This is a genomic window from Agrilactobacillus fermenti, assembly GCF_021030645.1.
In the GTDB taxonomy this organism is placed as follows: Bacteria; Bacillota; Bacilli; order Lactobacillales; family Lactobacillaceae; genus Agrilactobacillus; species Agrilactobacillus fermenti.
In genome coordinates, this window is record NZ_JACGCJ010000016.1 from 26,657 (window position 1) to 40,774 (window position 14,118).

Consider the following 14,118-nt stretch of genomic DNA (forward strand, 5'->3'; position numbering starts at 1 on the left):
TTAAATAGTGATAGTTATTATACTGCTTGGATTATAATAGCAAGGTTTTGCCACTTTGCAAACTTTTTTGAATCAAAAAAAGTTAGGCTGACCTTAATTTTATGTTTCCTTTATCTAAATATAGGTGTATGATAATTTTGAAAACGAAATAGGAGTGGTGTTAATGATGGGAAGTCAATCCCAAGAGAAGGGTCATAAAAAGCTCATTCAGTATGCAAATGGCCCTTCGCTAGAAGAAATAAATGGTACGGTCGAGGTGCCAAAAGGTAAAGGCTTTTGGCGGACACTATTTGCTTATTCTGGACCAGGTGCCCTAGTTGCTGTAGGGTATATGGATCCTGGTAACTGGTCTACTTCCATTACTGGTGGTCAAAATTTTCAATATTTATTGATTTCCGTAATTTTGATGTCTAGTTTAATTGCGATGTTGTTACAGTATATGGCAGCTAAACTAGGCATTGTGAGCCAAATGGATTTGGCACAGGCAATTCGTGCACGCACGAGTAAGCCATTAGGTGTCGTTTTGTGGATTTTAACAGAATTAGCGATCATGGCAACAGATATTGCTGAAGTTATCGGGGCTGCAATTGCATTATACTTACTATTTAATATTCCTCTAGTCATTGCTGTATTTATCACCGTATTCGATGTTTTATTATTGCTATTATTGACTAAAGTTGGTTTCCGTAAAATTGAAGCAATCGTTGTATGTTTAATTTTAGTTATTTTATTAGTTTTTGTTTATCAAGTTGCCTTATCAGATCCCAATTGGGGTGATGTTATTAAGGGATTCATTCCGACAACTGAGACTTTTTCTAATGGTCATTCTGTTGCTGGTATGACCCCATTAAGTGGGGCATTAGGCATTATTGGGGCCACTGTCATGCCACATAATTTATACCTGCACTCTGCTGTTTCGCAAACACGTAAAATTGATCATAAAGATGAAGAAGATGTTGCTCGGACAGTTCGGTTTACCACTTGGGACTCTAACATTCAGCTAACATTTGCTTTCTTTGTAAATTCTTTGTTATTGATCATGGGTGTAGCTGTCTTCAAATCAGGTGCTGTTGAAGATCCTTCTTTCTTCGGCCTATTCGATGCCTTATCCAACACTTCTACTTTGAGTAATGGCGTTTTGATCAGCGTGGCTCGTTCTGGAATTTTATCGACCCTGTTCGCAGTTGCTTTATTGGCTTCTGGTCAAAATTCAACCATTACCGGCACCTTGACCGGGCAAGTCATCATGGAAGGCTTCGTTCATATGCGGATGCCACTCTGGCTGCGTCGGTTAGTCACGCGCTTGATTTCAGTAATTCCAGTATTGATCTGTGTCATGATGACCAGTGGGCAAAGTGCAATTAGAGAACATACGGCTTTAAACACATTAATGAATAATTCACAGGTATTTCTGGCTTTCGCTTTACCATTCTCAATGTTACCGTTACTGATGTTTACAGATAGTCGTGTTGAAATGGGGCAACGCTTTAAAAATAGCTTTATTATTAAAGTTTTAGGCTGGATTTCAGTTATTGGATTAACTTACTTGAACCTACTAGGTTTACCGGATTCCATTGCTGCTTTCTTTGGTGATCATCCATCTGCTGGTCAGCTAACGACAGCCCATATTATTGCTTACGTTTTAATTGTAGCTGTACTGGCACTCTTGGCCTGGACGATATACGAACTTTACAAGGGTAATAAGCGGCATGAAGCTCAAATTGCCGCTGACTTGGCAACCAGCCATAAAGAATAACGGGAGGATGAAAAATGAGTGATAGACCGAGTAATGTCAAACACTTCGACCGTATCTTAGTTGGGGTGGATGATTCAGATGATTCACAATTAGCCTTTCGCTATGCTTTGAATCGAGCTAAAGAAGATGATGCAATTTTATTCATCTGTTCCATCTTGGAATCGCAAGAGATGAATGTCTTTCAAGCTTTAAGTAAGGACTACGTTCATGGCGAACGAGAAGAGTTAGAACAACATCTGAATGATTATCGCAAATTAGCGGAAGATTTTGGAATTGACCGAGTGCATACTGTGGTTGATGAGGGTGAGGCTGGCGAGACCATCGTCAAAAGCGTCATCCCCCATATTGAACCGGATGTTTTAATTATTGGCTCTAAATCAAAAAAAGGCCTTAGCCGTCGTTTTGGGAGTCAAGCAGCCTATATGGCTAAATATGCACCAATTTCAGTATTTGTGATTCGATAAGGTTTTTCATATTATGATATAAATCATTTCAATAATCAAACAGAATAACGGGTTAACGAATAGTCTGCAATAATTAGTGTGCCTTTTGCGTAAAAATAGCTACAAATTGTTGCTCAATTGGCGCTAGAATATAATCATGACGATAAGCCAAGTAGATTTTAAAGCTTGGCAAGTCGTCATTTTTTATACGCAATAATTTCACGTCATCATTTGGGGTAACAGCTAGATCAGTCAATAGCGCAATACCAGCATTTTGGCTGACCATTTTTTTCAAAATATTCACATCGTCTGTCTGATAAATAATATTTGGTTTATGCCCTGAACTAGCAGTTAAAACATCAAAAACGGCGGTGTGGACAAATCCTTCGTCTAGCGCAACAAAGTCTTCATCGGCAATCTCACTAAAAGCCACGCTGTCTCTTTTGGCAAGCGGGTGTTGTTGACTCACGATGATGCCAAAGCTTTTTTGTGCTAATGGAATCAATTTTAGCGCTTGTGCATCCAATTGGGTGCTGGTCGCTAATAAGGCTAGATTAAGTTCACCCGCTAATAATTGGCTTAATAAATACTCGGAACCGCGGGAGTGTGTGTGCAAGTACTGGATCAAGCGCGCTTGGTTCAACTGAGGGATATATTGGGGAAAGTAGTAATTGCCAATAATCGGCGGCAAGCCTAAAAAAATTTTAGCACGAGCATTATTTTTGATCTCGATTCGCGCCACTTGTAATTCGTTTAATATATGTTTTGCATGAGCCGAGAATTGCGCCCCGTCCGGCGTCAAGCTGATAGCATGATGGGACTGGTCTCGCTGGATTAATTGACCGTCCAAGGCTTCCTCCACCCGTTTGATAGCGTAAGTGATCGTCGGCTGGGACACCTTAAAATACTGTGCCACCTGAGTAAAGTTTTGTAGTTCAGCTAATTTTACAAAATATTCTAAGTCTTTGATTTGCATGGTTATGATCCTCCCAAGTTGATTGATCGTGATAAGTTTTTGTCACGCTATAAACACGCTTGAATCATTAGCTTTACGCACACTCTAGTTTTTAAACGCGTTCCAAAAGGCAACGACGTCACCTAACATCGAATGACTCAAATGGTAAGGGCACCATTTATCGCCATTCTTGTTAGTGCTCGGTCGCTGACCGCCTTTTGTCACGCTCTGTCTTATAAACATATTTTATCATTTCTCATCAATTTGACTATGTTTTTTATACGGCCGTATACTAGCGTCATTGTTTTTTCAAGTTGTTGGTTCAGAGGTTATAGGAGGTAGTTAGATGCAAGCACGTGAAATATTAAATAATCCATTTTTAAATAAAGGGACAGGTTTTACTCAGGCAGAACGGGACGAATTGGGTTTGAATGGCTTAGTACCGCCACGGGTTCAAACGATTGCGGAACAGGCAGAACAAACTTATGCCCAATATCAAACAAAAGTGAATGATCTGGAAAAGAGATTGTTCTTAATGCAGATCTTTAACGAAAACCGGACGTTATTCTATTACCTATTCAGTCAACATGTGGCGGAATTCATGCCGATCGTCTATGATCCAACGATTGCAGAGACGATAGAAAATTACAGTCATTTATTCGTGCAGCCGCAAGATGCTGTTTATTTATCAGTTGACCGACCGCAAGATATCGCAACCGCCCTTAAAAATGGGTCTGATGGTCGTGATATTCGTTTGCTGGTCGTGAGTGATGCCGAGGGTATTTTAGGTATCGGTGACTGGGGTGTGCAAGGCGTTGATATTTCTGTTGGGAAATTAATGGTCTATACTGCTGCTGCTGGTATTGATCCAAGCCAAGTATTGCCAGTTGTGATTGATGCTGGGACTAACCGCCAATCTCTGTTAGAGGATCCCTTATACTTGGGTGAACGCCATGAACGCATTCGCGGACAACAATATGATGATTTTATTGATCAATTTGTGGCTGAAGCTGAGGCACAGTTCCCGAAGGTTTACTTGCACTGGGAAGATTTTGGGCGTAGTAATGCGGCTAAAATTTTAGACAAATATAAGGATAAGATCACGACCTTCAATGATGATATTCAGGGGACGGGAATCATCGTATTGGCTGGTATTTTAGGTGCATTGAAGATCTCTGGTGAAAAATTAACGGATCAAAAGTATTTATCTTTTGGTGCTGGTACAGCTGGCGCCGGGATCGTACGGCGGATTTATGATGAAATGCGGGTGGAAGGCTTATCTGAAGCTGAAGCAAAATCACATTTCTACTTAGTTGATAAGCAAGGATTATTATTTGAAGATACTCCAGACCTAACGCCGGAACAAGAGCCATTTGCCCGAAAACGCTCTGAATTTGCTAATGCTGACGAGTTGACGGATCTATTATCAGTGATCCAAACCGTCCAACCAACAATCATGGTTGGTACCTCAACTGTTCCAGGTGCGTTTACTGAAGCTGTGATCAAAGAGATGGCTGCCCATACTGACCGGCCAATCATTTTTCCAATTTCTAATCCAACAAAATTAATGGAAGCCAAAGCCGAAGATGTAATCAAATGGTCCGATGGCCGTGCCTTAGTAGCTACTGGTATTCCAAGTGCCCCAGTTGAGTATAATGGCGTGACTTATGAAATTGGTCAGGCAAATAATGCTTTAGTTTACCCCGGGCTAGCTTTTGGAACGATTGCGGCAACATCTAAGCTATTGACTGATGAGATGATCAGTGCTGCGGCGCACTCATTAGGTGGCATCGTCGATACAACGCAACCTGGTGCGGCTGTTTTGCCACCGGTGTCAAAATTAGACGTTTTCTCTAAGACGGTTGCCATAGCTACAGGACAAGCGGCATTAGATGCCAACTTGAATCAAGAGCCAGTTACAGATATTGAAAAAGCCATCGATGAGATGAAGTGGATACCAAAATATTAATTTATTAGTTTAGGGGAGCGTAATATGACTGCATTTTTAACATCTGTGTCTAGTGTCGTTGAAATCGTCCTAGTCATTGCGTTGGGGTATTATTTACGACGCACTAAAAAGTTTGATGATAAATTTAAAGGCAGTATTTCATTTTTGATTATGAATATTGCCTTACCATTATCAATTTTCGTTTCAGTTTTGAATAATTTGACGCGTAGTAAGCTGGTCAGCCTTTCCAGTGGGCTGATTTATGTACTGATCAGTTTTATCATGGGTTATTTGATTTCATGGTTACTAGTTAAAATTTTGAAAGTTCGGCCCGGCCGCCGGGGCACGTTTATCAACATGTTCGTTAATGCCAATACAATTTTTATCGGCTTACCGTTAAATATGGCATTATTTGGCCAAGTTAGTTTGCCATACTTTCTGATTTACTATGTGGCGAACACGGTATCTACCTGGGCTATCGGGGTATTCTTTATTTCAGCCGATGATCCTACGAAAACAAAAGGCAGCTCCAAGGGTAACTTCAACTGGCGCAAACTTCTGCCAGCACCACTATTGGGTTTCTTAGTGGCTTTAGTTTGGCTATTGATTGGTTTGCCATTACCAAAACTAATCAATGATACGTTCTCTATGGTTGGTGGTATCGTGACGCCATTATCCTTAATTTATATTGGGATCGTATTAGCCGATGCCGGATTAAAATCTATCCACTTTGATCGAGATACCGTTGTGGCACTACTCGGCCGCTTTGTGATCGCACCAGCTATTATGATTGCGATTGTTGCCCTATTCAAAGCCAATGGGCAAGTGATGCCTAATATTGAATCGAGCACGTTGATCATTCAAGCCGCTGCACCTGGCTTAGCCGTTTTACCAATTCTAGTGGGCCAATCCCATGGTGATGTGGAATACGCCACCAATGTGGTCACGACCAGTACCGTGTTATTCGTGATTGTGGTGCCAATCTTAATGCAATTGATTCGCTTCATTTAGTTAAAATGGTGCCATCAAGCATCGATTAAGTCAAAAAATTCCGTGAAGGCCTACTAGCTTTCACGGAATTTTTTTGTGGTATAGTTGTAGCTATATCAGGGAGGTAGTCGTTATGATGAATTGTAAAAAAATATTGTTTATCTGTTTAGCAGTGACATTCTTTGCGTTACAGTTTTTACCGACAAAATCAGTACAGGCGGAATCATTTCGACCGCTAAACCAGTTTAACGATTATTATTCTGTTGCCACCGTTGATGGTCAATGGGGCGCCAATTTGTATCAAGGTAATGATCAAGACCGAGTTTTTGATCGAATCTTACCAAGAGAATCCCAATGGAAAATTTATGGCTATACTAAACGTAGTGATGGGTACTATTATTGGGCTGGTGCAAATAATTGGATCGAAGCGGACCAAGTCCAAGTTCCTGCTCAAGATGAACAAGATGCTATTTTAAATATCGTAACGAAATATCCGAAATATGACAGTAGTAGTACTTATAATACCTATAGGCCAATTTGGAATCCTAGTGGTGGTTATTGGGGTGACCAGCCATATTGGACTGTTGTTAGATATGAATGGAATGAGTTAGGGGCGGTTGCTGCGCTTCAATGGTTTGTTGTGTACGCTGATGGTGCTGCTTATCCGGTACCTTATATATAGTTAATTAATGGAAATTTACATTTATATTTTTGTACATTAAAATAATAAAAAGCAGGATCTTTGATGAAATTATTTCAACAGAGATCCTTCTTTTAGCTAATTAAGATTCTTTGGGAGTATGGTCATTAGTTAGCACATCAGGTAAGGTCCAAGCATTATCTGGTCTGACTTCTTTTCTATTTAAATTATATGAACTTAAACTACCATCAGTAATGCTTTCTGTGAGTTCTGTATCGGGAACTGTTCGCCGTGTATCGTTGTGTAGAAAACCAAAATTAAATGCGAGCTCATAACCTGTTTTACGTAAGGCTAATCGAGCAATATCATTTCGATCACCACCGGGATAAGCAAATGTTCTAACTGTTGCACCAGTACGAGACTCGATCGTAGCTTTGGAATCAGAAATTTGGTCGTATATTTCATCATTTGTTAATTGGCTAATTGCAGGATGTGTGACTGTATGGGCGCCCAAGGCAAATTGATTATGATCTAGGTTGCCTAAAATAGTCCATTCCTCATCACTGATCTGATTATTACCAGTGATTAAGAAGAAAATGGCGTTAATACCATATTTTGTCATAATATCAACACAGTTGACACCAGTTTGATCGATTCCAGTGGTATCCTCTAAACCACCTGTACCAATCCAGCCACCATAAAAGTCATCAAAAGTTACTAAGACAGATTTGTCGGGCGCTGTGGTTCGGCCTAGTAAGATGTCAATAGCTTCACTTTCGGTGAGTGTATGATAATCATTATCTGCTAGCCAAGCCATATCATCTTTAAACTTACCAACACTCAGGGTATACGACCAAAAGCTATTGTCTCTTTCAAATTCATTTTGCGCGATACGGTGGTAAGCTAGTACTGGGATCTTATTATAAATATCACCATGCTGAATTGGCTGCAAGTTTTTCATTAAGTCATCATCACTGATAAAACCACCATCTACTTGGGCATAGCGAATACCGTTGACTTCAATGTAGTCATTAGGCATTTCACCATCATAGTTACCTAGAACAACCTGTTCATCAACGAAGGGACTGCTTAGCAAAGCGGCACCAGAAATATCGCTTAATTGCCCGCCTAGCCGATAACTGTCATAGTCATTAGCATCACTGGCCCAGCGACTTTTACCGCCGCTAACATCAAAACGTTTGACCCATTGATTACCAGAGACACGAATAAAGTAGACGTTATCAATCTGTTGAATACTGCACTTTTACTTTCTCAATAACTTCAATATAATAAAGAGTATTGTGAACTTAGATTGGAGTTGAGGGGCAGTGGAACGCAAGTGGGATTATGGCTTAGATTTTACGCGCGCGATTGCTGCCATTTTTGTGATCACGGTTCACGTTTTTGCCAGCAACTATAATACCGATCAAGTGGCTTATGTAGGTGATTTGATTGCCAGTAGTGGGGTCTTTATGTTCATCGTGATTTCTGGTTATACCAATTCCATGAAATACGAGCATATTCGTCGGGGACCGACTTACCCTTATATGTTAAAGAAGGCGTTTTTCAAGTTATTGGTACCTTATTTCTTCTGGAGTCTTTTTTACATGATTGTGAATACGATCTATAAGCACCAAGTATTTTTCAGTCAACGGTGGTTCACACGCTTTTTGAATCATCTGTGGCTGGGAAATACTTGGTTTCATTTGTATTTTATGGTGTTATTGATTTATTTATATTTAATTTATCCTTTTTTCTTTCGGCTGATCAAACGACGTAAAGGGTGGCCGCTGACCATCTTTCTACTGGTTTCGCCAGCAATTTTATATTTGATAATGGCACAAATAAAAAGTGTGCCGTGGCGTAGTTTTATGTATTTCTTGCCGATCAATTGGTGGGGTATCATGTTTGTTTTGGGTATTATACTAGCCATCAAGACGTCATTGACAATCTGGCACCAGGATTTTGTGCATTTCATGGTGGCACTAAGCCTTACGATTGCCAGTTTCTTTGGCTATCTCATGTTAAATGATTTACTCATACGGCTGCAAAAACCCAACGAAGGCTTAGCGATTGTTTCGACTTATTTACGCTTACTTTATTCCTTAGCAGCCTTTTTGTTACTTTATATTATTGGCTCGGATTTGTTCAAACTTTTTCCGGGCATGAAACGCTTCTGGCACGTACTTTCTCGACATTCCTATACAATGTATTTGAGTCATCCATTTTTAATTTTTGTGATGGAGCAATTGCGCAACCAGCATTTATTTTTTAAAACAAATACCACGGGCACCATGTTTGGGGCTTGGGCAATTATTATTTTAGCTACTTTCATTCTGTCAGCGTTATTAGATAATTTGATCAAGTATTTCAGAGGGTTATTCCAGGAGGCACTAACGTGAAGCAACGGCGATCGCATCGTAGATTATTTTGGACTTTAGGGGTAATTGGACTTGTTTTATTCGTTTTGGTTGGGACCTGGTGGGGGCGGAATCATCATTATCTGACACAAACACGGGTCCAGGATACGAAAACCCCAACGTTGTTTATTCCTGGGTATATGGGTAACAAAATTTCTTTTGGCGGTATGATCAGACGTATGGATCATTATGGAATCGGGACAAAAGCGATGGTTATTCATGTCACTAAACAAGGCAACGTTCAGATCGATCAGCAAGCGAGTTTGAAACAGAAGAATCCTTTGATTCAAGTGCTATTTCAAAATAATAAACAAGAGCATGTGGAAGCAAAGCAACTGAGACAAGTGCTCTATATTTTAAAAGAAAAATATCAGGTGCAAAAGGTCAATTTAGTCGGTCATTCCAGTGGCGGTAATATTGTCTTCGACTATTTAACTTCGCCAACCGCTAAAACGAAGCAAGTGCCACGAGTGAGTAAGTTTGTTAATATTGCCACTAATTTCCCGGGAAATAAAACAGCGGGTCATTTATTACCTAAGCAATTGTATATTTTAAATATTGCCGGTGACATTTGGCATCTGGGCAGTGATGGCGGTATTCCAGTGAAACAAGATTTAGCTTTGAAACAAATCGCTGCCTCGCGTGTGGCTGCATATCGCGAAGTGGTGGTTCACGGCAGCCCGTTAACGGTATATCACAGTATGCTGCATGAGAATGGTGCTGTTGATCAAATTATTGCCGAATATTTATTTAAGCCGTTATGATTGAAATTCACCCGACCAACCGCTTACACTTAAATTGAGTTTAAGTTTATTGGAAAGGGTGATTTTTGTGAAAATTGGTTTTATTGGTGCCGGTAATGTTGGCAAGAATTTAGCACGCTTATTTGTGACGCATAACTACGATGTGATTTTGAGTAATTCCCGCGGACCAGAAACGCTTAAATCTGCTGTGTTAGAATTGGGTGCTCATGCCACTGCTGCCACAGCAGAAGAGGCTGCACAACAAGGGGATATTGTCGTTGTCACGATTCCCTTGAAGCACTATCAACAAGTACCTGTTGCTCCACTGAAAGGCAAAATCGTCATTGATACAATGAATTATTATCCTGAACGTGATGGTCAGATTGCTGCGCTAGACGAAGGTAAAACCACTACCAGTGAATTGTTGCAGCAACATTTACCTGAATCCAAAGTTGTAAAAGCCTTTAATTCGATTTTTGCGCGGGATCTAATTACAACCTCACATTCTGAAGGTCATCCAGACCGGCGGACGTTACCAATCGCTGGTGATGATACCGCAGCTAAGACAGAGGTCAGCCGAATCATTAATGAACTGGGCTTTGATGTTTATGATGCGGGGCCATTAAAAGAAGGTTTTCGTTTTCAAAATGGAACGCCAGCTTATACCATTCGTGCAAATCGAGACGAATTGATTGCCGCGTTAAACAAAGCATAAGTATTTGTCATTCGGTAGGATCGTTGTCTTTTGACACACAGTTAAAATGGATTCGTTCGTAAAATAAATAGAGAAGGTCAGAGATGTTAAACTCGTCTCTGGCTTTCTCTATTTTTAATGTATTTTATTTTTGCTAATCAGTTAATTTGCGACCACGGACGATCTCCATAATAGCCATAACGACTAGTGCGGCACCGAAGATCCGCAAGGTCAATAGAACGGTATTGAATGGATTGAACAGTAAGATCAGACCGATGATCAAAATTAATGCCCCATATAAGAGCCATGGCCACCGGACCACATTTACATATTGTTTAGAGCTTAAAGCATTCCCAATTTGGGTCACACCAGCAATGCCTAAGCCGATACCAAGCATGAATGGCAGCGCACTTAAAATTGGTTTTGTTAAAATCAGAATTAATCCAGCTGCCAATAATTGCAAGATACCCACAGTTAATTGAGTATTCATCCCACTAACTTGCGCGCGATGCCGCAAGCCATTGATTAGATTAATGATCCCAAATACAGCCACAAATAATGCCGCAACATTAATAAAGATATTTAGGGCACTCTTGGGCTCAAACAAACTGAAGAGACCTAAAATAATATAGGCAATACTTTTGAGCCAAGTTAAATGCCGCATTGAATCAAAAAATTTATTCATTTCCATAGCCACCTCATCTATAATGACTTTAATTGATAGTTCTATTGTAAGTGATAACCTATCCATACGATAGGGACTTAAGGAGGATAACGTGCTATATCCAAATATCCATTTTGCACATTTTATTGACCGCCCCAATCGATTCATTGCCCATTGCCGGTTGGTTGAGACTGGTGAAGTCGTGACCACCCATGTGAAAAATACCGGTCGGACGACCATTCTGCAACCCGGCGTCACCACCGCATTGGTGTATACAAATAATCCCAAACGAAAGACCCAGTATGATCTCGTGGCAGCCAAAAAGTATGATCGCTATTGGATTAATATCGATTCACTAGCACCCAATGTGCTTGTTCATGAAGGCTTAAGCACGAACTATATCCAGTTGCCTGGCATCAAGCGAATTACTAAAGTCATACCTGAAGTGAAATTCCTTGAATCGCGCTTGGATTTTATGGGTTTTGATGAACAAAATCGGCCTTTTTTTGTGGAGGTTAAAGGGGTAACATTGGGCAATCAACAGGTAGGGGCCTTTCCAGACGCGCCAACAACTCGGGGACTAAAACATGTGCAGACCCTAGAGCGTGCCCTGGATCAAGGGTATCGCAGTTACTTATTGTTTATAGTACAGATGCCGCACATCCATCTAGTGACGATCAACCAAGCAATAGATGCTGCTTTGGCAACGGAAGTCAAGCGGGCTCAAGCCTTGGGCGTACGGGTCATGGCTCATGGGACTAAGGTGACACCAGACACGATTACTTTAACCACACCGTTGCCCTTTGTGGCAGCTTTTCCTTTTGAGAGTGATGGTCTGCCATCTTCGATCACACCTAAATCGAAGCAATAAACGGTCGCTTGCTTTAAGTAACTTTATCATTGATAATGATGGTAGCGCTATCTAAATTAGAACGGGAGTTTTTTTATGACAATCAAATTGATCGTAACGGATATTGATGGGACTTTTTTTGATGATCACCACGATTATGATGTTAATCGTTTTAATGCTCAATTAGCAGCTTTGCATCAGCGAGGGATTCGTTTTGTCGTGGCTAGCGGCAATCAATTACGCCACTTACAGCGTATTTTTGCGCAAAAGTCACCTTTACAGACGTTTATTGCTGAAAATGGCGCCCATATCGTTGATGGTCAAACGGTAATTACACAAAAGACAATACCGACAGAGACAGTCCGTGACTTGGTAGCCCACGTTGAAAGTGATGCCATTTTTGCCAAGGCGCGGTTACGACTCTCCGGCCAGCATGCGACTTATGTGGCCGCTGATGATCCTACGATCCATGAACCCTTGACTCGTTATTATTTGCATGATATGCACCCCGTTGCGGATTTACAACAAGTTCAGGATGCGATTTATAAGGTGAATCTTGATTGGCCGCAAAAAAGTGTGGCTCAGCAGGCCAAATATTTAAACGAATTATTTGGGACAGATTTATTCGCGACACCAAGCGGATCTGGCAGTATTGATGTGATTCCTAAAGGGGTCAATAAAGCTTGGGGGATCACCCAATTACAAGCGCATTGGCACATTAGTCCTGATGAAATCATGGCTTTTGGGGATAATTATAATGACTTAGAGATGCTGCAACATGTTGGGCACGGTTATGTAATGAAAAACGCACCTGAGCAGATGCGTCAACTTGGGCTAAACGTGACAAAATATGATAACAACCATAGTGGTGTTTTAGATGTGTTAGATCAATTATTGGCTAGTTAAGGCGGCCTTGGTTTACTTGTGTTGATTTTGATTGTTAAACGCGCTCGTGAAGCTAACTTCGTCACCTAACCCTAATTGCTTGTTGAAGCTAGCGCTTCATCTGCACAATTTGTGTTAGTGCGCCGAAGCTAACCGGCTTCACTCGCGCTCTTACCAGCATTGAACTTGAATGCTATTGCTATTGACCCACTGATCGGCGCCAACTTGATACCATAGTTGGCCGGTTTCATCATAACAAGTCTCAGTGATGCGCCAAGTACTGCCACCAGGTAATTGACGGCCAGAATGTGTGGCTTGTTGTCCGTAACGATTATAGAGATGAATATTTTGATTTCGGGGTACGACGCCAATTAAATTTGCTTGACGGCTGATGGTTTGTTCATCTAATGGGGTATAAGTGCTCGGAAAGCGCTGCTGATCTAAACCAATCGTGGTACTGTAAGCCAAGTAATCGTTGATTGCTTGGTTATTTTCGTTGGTCGCAACACCAGCAAAATTCAAACTGTTATAAACTCTAACAGTACCATCAGCATCCGTACGATAATTTAAGGCTAACCCAATTTGATCAAAGTAAGGGTTTAATAAATTTTTGCGATGCCCAAAATCAGCCACACCAATGTCGTCATAATATTGGGTGATCAAGGCAATGGCTAATTGTTGATCTGATGTTACAGCCGGTAAGATTCGGTCGCCAGATTTGATGGGGACATCAATTGGTGTCATAGCTAAGTTTTCACCAAAGAAGTAGTAACCGATTTGATGCATGGCCTGCCGTTGATCACCAATCTCATGGGCAACTTTGCCATTACGCATGTTGCGATCCACAATAGTTTGTGACCAGGCATCGGTAATATTTTGATTATAACGGAGTGGTTGTAAGCCATTTTGTGCCCGTAGATCATTAATACCATGGACCATTAGCGCACGGACGTGATCGAAATTGGGCTGGTAAGCTACCTGCAGTGCCCGCTTGCGAAAGATTGGGGTGTGGCTATATTGTTGCGCAGCTTCAGCGGCTTGAATGGGCTTGGGTTTTGCCTGTAAGCTGTGACTTAATGCACCTAATGAAGTTGTGAGTAGAAATGTTGCTTGCCATTTACGCATGGTGG

Annotated in this window: 14 protein-coding genes; 10 read left to right on the top strand and 4 right to left on the bottom strand. The window is 40.9% G+C overall.

The annotated features are described in order from the left end of the window. Positions 1–166 precede the first annotated feature (166 nt). Together FHQ08_RS07260 and FHQ08_RS07265 are read left to right on the top strand one after the other, a co-directional pair. The gene (locus tag FHQ08_RS07260; RefSeq protein WP_230913773.1) at positions 167–1,756 is read left to right on the top strand and encodes an Nramp family divalent metal transporter; all 1,590 of its coding nucleotides are present in this window, start codon (positions 167–169) and stop codon (positions 1,754–1,756) included. 14 nt (positions 1,757–1,770) lie between these two features. After that, the gene (locus FHQ08_RS07265) at positions 1,771–2,220 is read left to right on the top strand and encodes a universal stress protein (protein WP_230913740.1); all 450 of its coding nucleotides are present in this window, start codon (positions 1,771–1,773) and stop codon (positions 2,218–2,220) included. A gap of 73 nt (positions 2,221–2,293) precedes the next feature. Here the strand turns inward: FHQ08_RS07265 and FHQ08_RS07270 are convergent, their stop codons facing one another. Beyond that, on the bottom strand, positions 2,294–3,175 hold the full coding sequence (locus tag FHQ08_RS07270) for a LysR family transcriptional regulator (RefSeq protein WP_230913741.1): 882 nt from the start codon (positions 3,173–3,175) through the stop codon (positions 2,294–2,296). A 325-nt stretch (positions 3,176–3,500) separates the two neighbouring features. Between FHQ08_RS07270 and FHQ08_RS07275 the strand changes: the two genes are divergently transcribed. From FHQ08_RS07275 to FHQ08_RS07285, 3 genes are all read left to right on the top strand, one after another. Next, positions 3,501–5,123, top strand: a complete 1,623-nt coding sequence (locus FHQ08_RS07275) for a malolactic enzyme (RefSeq protein WP_230913742.1) — start codon at positions 3,501–3,503, stop codon at positions 5,121–5,123. Between the two features lie 24 nt (positions 5,124–5,147). Next, positions 5,148–6,113, top strand: a complete 966-nt coding sequence (locus FHQ08_RS07280; protein ID WP_230913743.1) for an AEC family transporter — start codon at positions 5,148–5,150, stop codon at positions 6,111–6,113. 112 nt (positions 6,114–6,225) lie between these two features. Next, on the top strand, positions 6,226–6,774 hold the full coding sequence (locus FHQ08_RS07285) for a hypothetical protein (RefSeq protein ID WP_230913744.1): 549 nt from the start codon (positions 6,226–6,228) through the stop codon (positions 6,772–6,774). A gap of 100 nt (positions 6,775–6,874) precedes the next feature. On the opposite strand, the gene FHQ08_RS07290 is transcribed toward FHQ08_RS07285, so the two are convergent. Next, entirely contained in the window at positions 6,875–7,828 is a 954-nt protein-coding gene (locus FHQ08_RS07290) for a polysaccharide deacetylase family protein (RefSeq protein WP_230913745.1), read from the bottom strand. Positions 7,829–8,060: 232 nt separating this feature from the next. On the opposite strand from FHQ08_RS07290, the gene FHQ08_RS07295 reads away from it, so the two are divergent. The 3 genes from FHQ08_RS07295 to FHQ08_RS07305 all read left to right on the top strand — a co-directional run bounded on the left by FHQ08_RS07295 (position 8,061) and on the right by FHQ08_RS07305 (position 10,610). Next, the gene (locus FHQ08_RS07295; protein ID WP_230913746.1) at positions 8,061–9,134 is read left to right on the top strand and encodes an acyltransferase; all 1,074 of its coding nucleotides are present in this window, start codon (positions 8,061–8,063) and stop codon (positions 9,132–9,134) included. Beyond that, complete coding sequence (locus FHQ08_RS07300; RefSeq protein WP_230913747.1) at positions 9,131–9,916, top strand: alpha/beta hydrolase; 786 nt, start codon at positions 9,131–9,133, stop codon at positions 9,914–9,916. Before FHQ08_RS07295 ends, FHQ08_RS07300 begins: the two co-directional genes overlap by 4 nt. A gap of 67 nt (positions 9,917–9,983) precedes the next feature. After that, a complete protein-coding gene (locus FHQ08_RS07305) occupies positions 9,984–10,610 on the top strand; it encodes an NADPH-dependent F420 reductase (protein ID WP_230913748.1) in 627 nt (208 codons plus the stop codon). A 133-nt stretch (positions 10,611–10,743) separates the two neighbouring features. On the opposite strand, the gene FHQ08_RS07310 is transcribed toward FHQ08_RS07305, so the two are convergent. Then, positions 10,744–11,274 carry a DUF308 domain-containing protein gene (locus FHQ08_RS07310; protein WP_230913749.1) on the bottom strand — a complete coding sequence of 177 codons (531 nt, stop codon included), beginning with the start codon at positions 11,272–11,274 and terminating at the stop codon, positions 10,744–10,746. 91 nt (positions 11,275–11,365) lie between these two features. On the opposite strand from FHQ08_RS07310, the gene sfsA reads away from it, so the two are divergent. Together sfsA and FHQ08_RS07320 are read left to right on the top strand one after the other, a co-directional pair. After that, the gene (gene sfsA / locus FHQ08_RS07315) at positions 11,366–12,124 is read left to right on the top strand and encodes a DNA/RNA nuclease SfsA (RefSeq protein ID WP_230913750.1); all 759 of its coding nucleotides are present in this window, start codon (positions 11,366–11,368) and stop codon (positions 12,122–12,124) included. Between the two features lie 75 nt (positions 12,125–12,199). Then, positions 12,200–13,009 carry a Cof-type HAD-IIB family hydrolase gene (locus FHQ08_RS07320; RefSeq protein ID WP_230913751.1) on the top strand — a complete coding sequence of 270 codons (810 nt, stop codon included), beginning with the start codon at positions 12,200–12,202 and terminating at the stop codon, positions 13,007–13,009. 150 nt (positions 13,010–13,159) lie between these two features. Here FHQ08_RS07320 and FHQ08_RS07325 read toward each other — a convergent pair whose 3' ends face one another. Continuing rightward, the gene (locus FHQ08_RS07325; protein WP_230913752.1) at positions 13,160–14,113 is read right to left on the bottom strand and encodes a CAP domain-containing protein; all 954 of its coding nucleotides are present in this window, start codon (positions 14,111–14,113) and stop codon (positions 13,160–13,162) included. Between the last annotated feature and the right edge of the window lie 5 nt (positions 14,114–14,118).

Excerpts from the sequence above, each read along its gene's own strand:
- FHQ08_RS07275 (WP_230913742.1), top strand. The coding sequence starts at position 3,501 with ATGCAAGCACGTGAAATATTAAATAATCCATTTTTAAATAAAGGGACA.
- FHQ08_RS07320 (WP_230913751.1), top strand. The coding sequence starts at position 12,200 with ATGACAATCAAATTGATCGTAACGGATATTGATGGGACTTTTTTTGAT.
- FHQ08_RS07325 (WP_230913752.1), bottom strand. The coding sequence starts at position 14,113 with ATGCGTAAATGGCAAGCAACATTTCTACTCACAACTTCATTAGGTGCA.
- FHQ08_RS07265 (WP_230913740.1), top strand. The coding sequence starts at position 1,771 with ATGAGTGATAGACCGAGTAATGTCAAACACTTCGACCGTATCTTAGTT.
- FHQ08_RS07260 (WP_230913773.1), top strand. The coding sequence starts at position 167 with ATGGGAAGTCAATCCCAAGAGAAGGGTCATAAAAAGCTCATTCAGTAT.
- FHQ08_RS07270 (WP_230913741.1), bottom strand. The coding sequence starts at position 3,175 with ATGCAAATCAAAGACTTAGAATATTTTGTAAAATTAGCTGAACTACAA.
- FHQ08_RS07310 (WP_230913749.1), bottom strand. The coding sequence starts at position 11,274 with ATGAATAAATTTTTTGATTCAATGCGGCATTTAACTTGGCTCAAAAGT.
- FHQ08_RS07280 (WP_230913743.1), top strand. The coding sequence starts at position 5,148 with ATGACTGCATTTTTAACATCTGTGTCTAGTGTCGTTGAAATCGTCCTA.
- FHQ08_RS07285 (WP_230913744.1), top strand. The coding sequence starts at position 6,226 with ATGATGAATTGTAAAAAAATATTGTTTATCTGTTTAGCAGTGACATTC.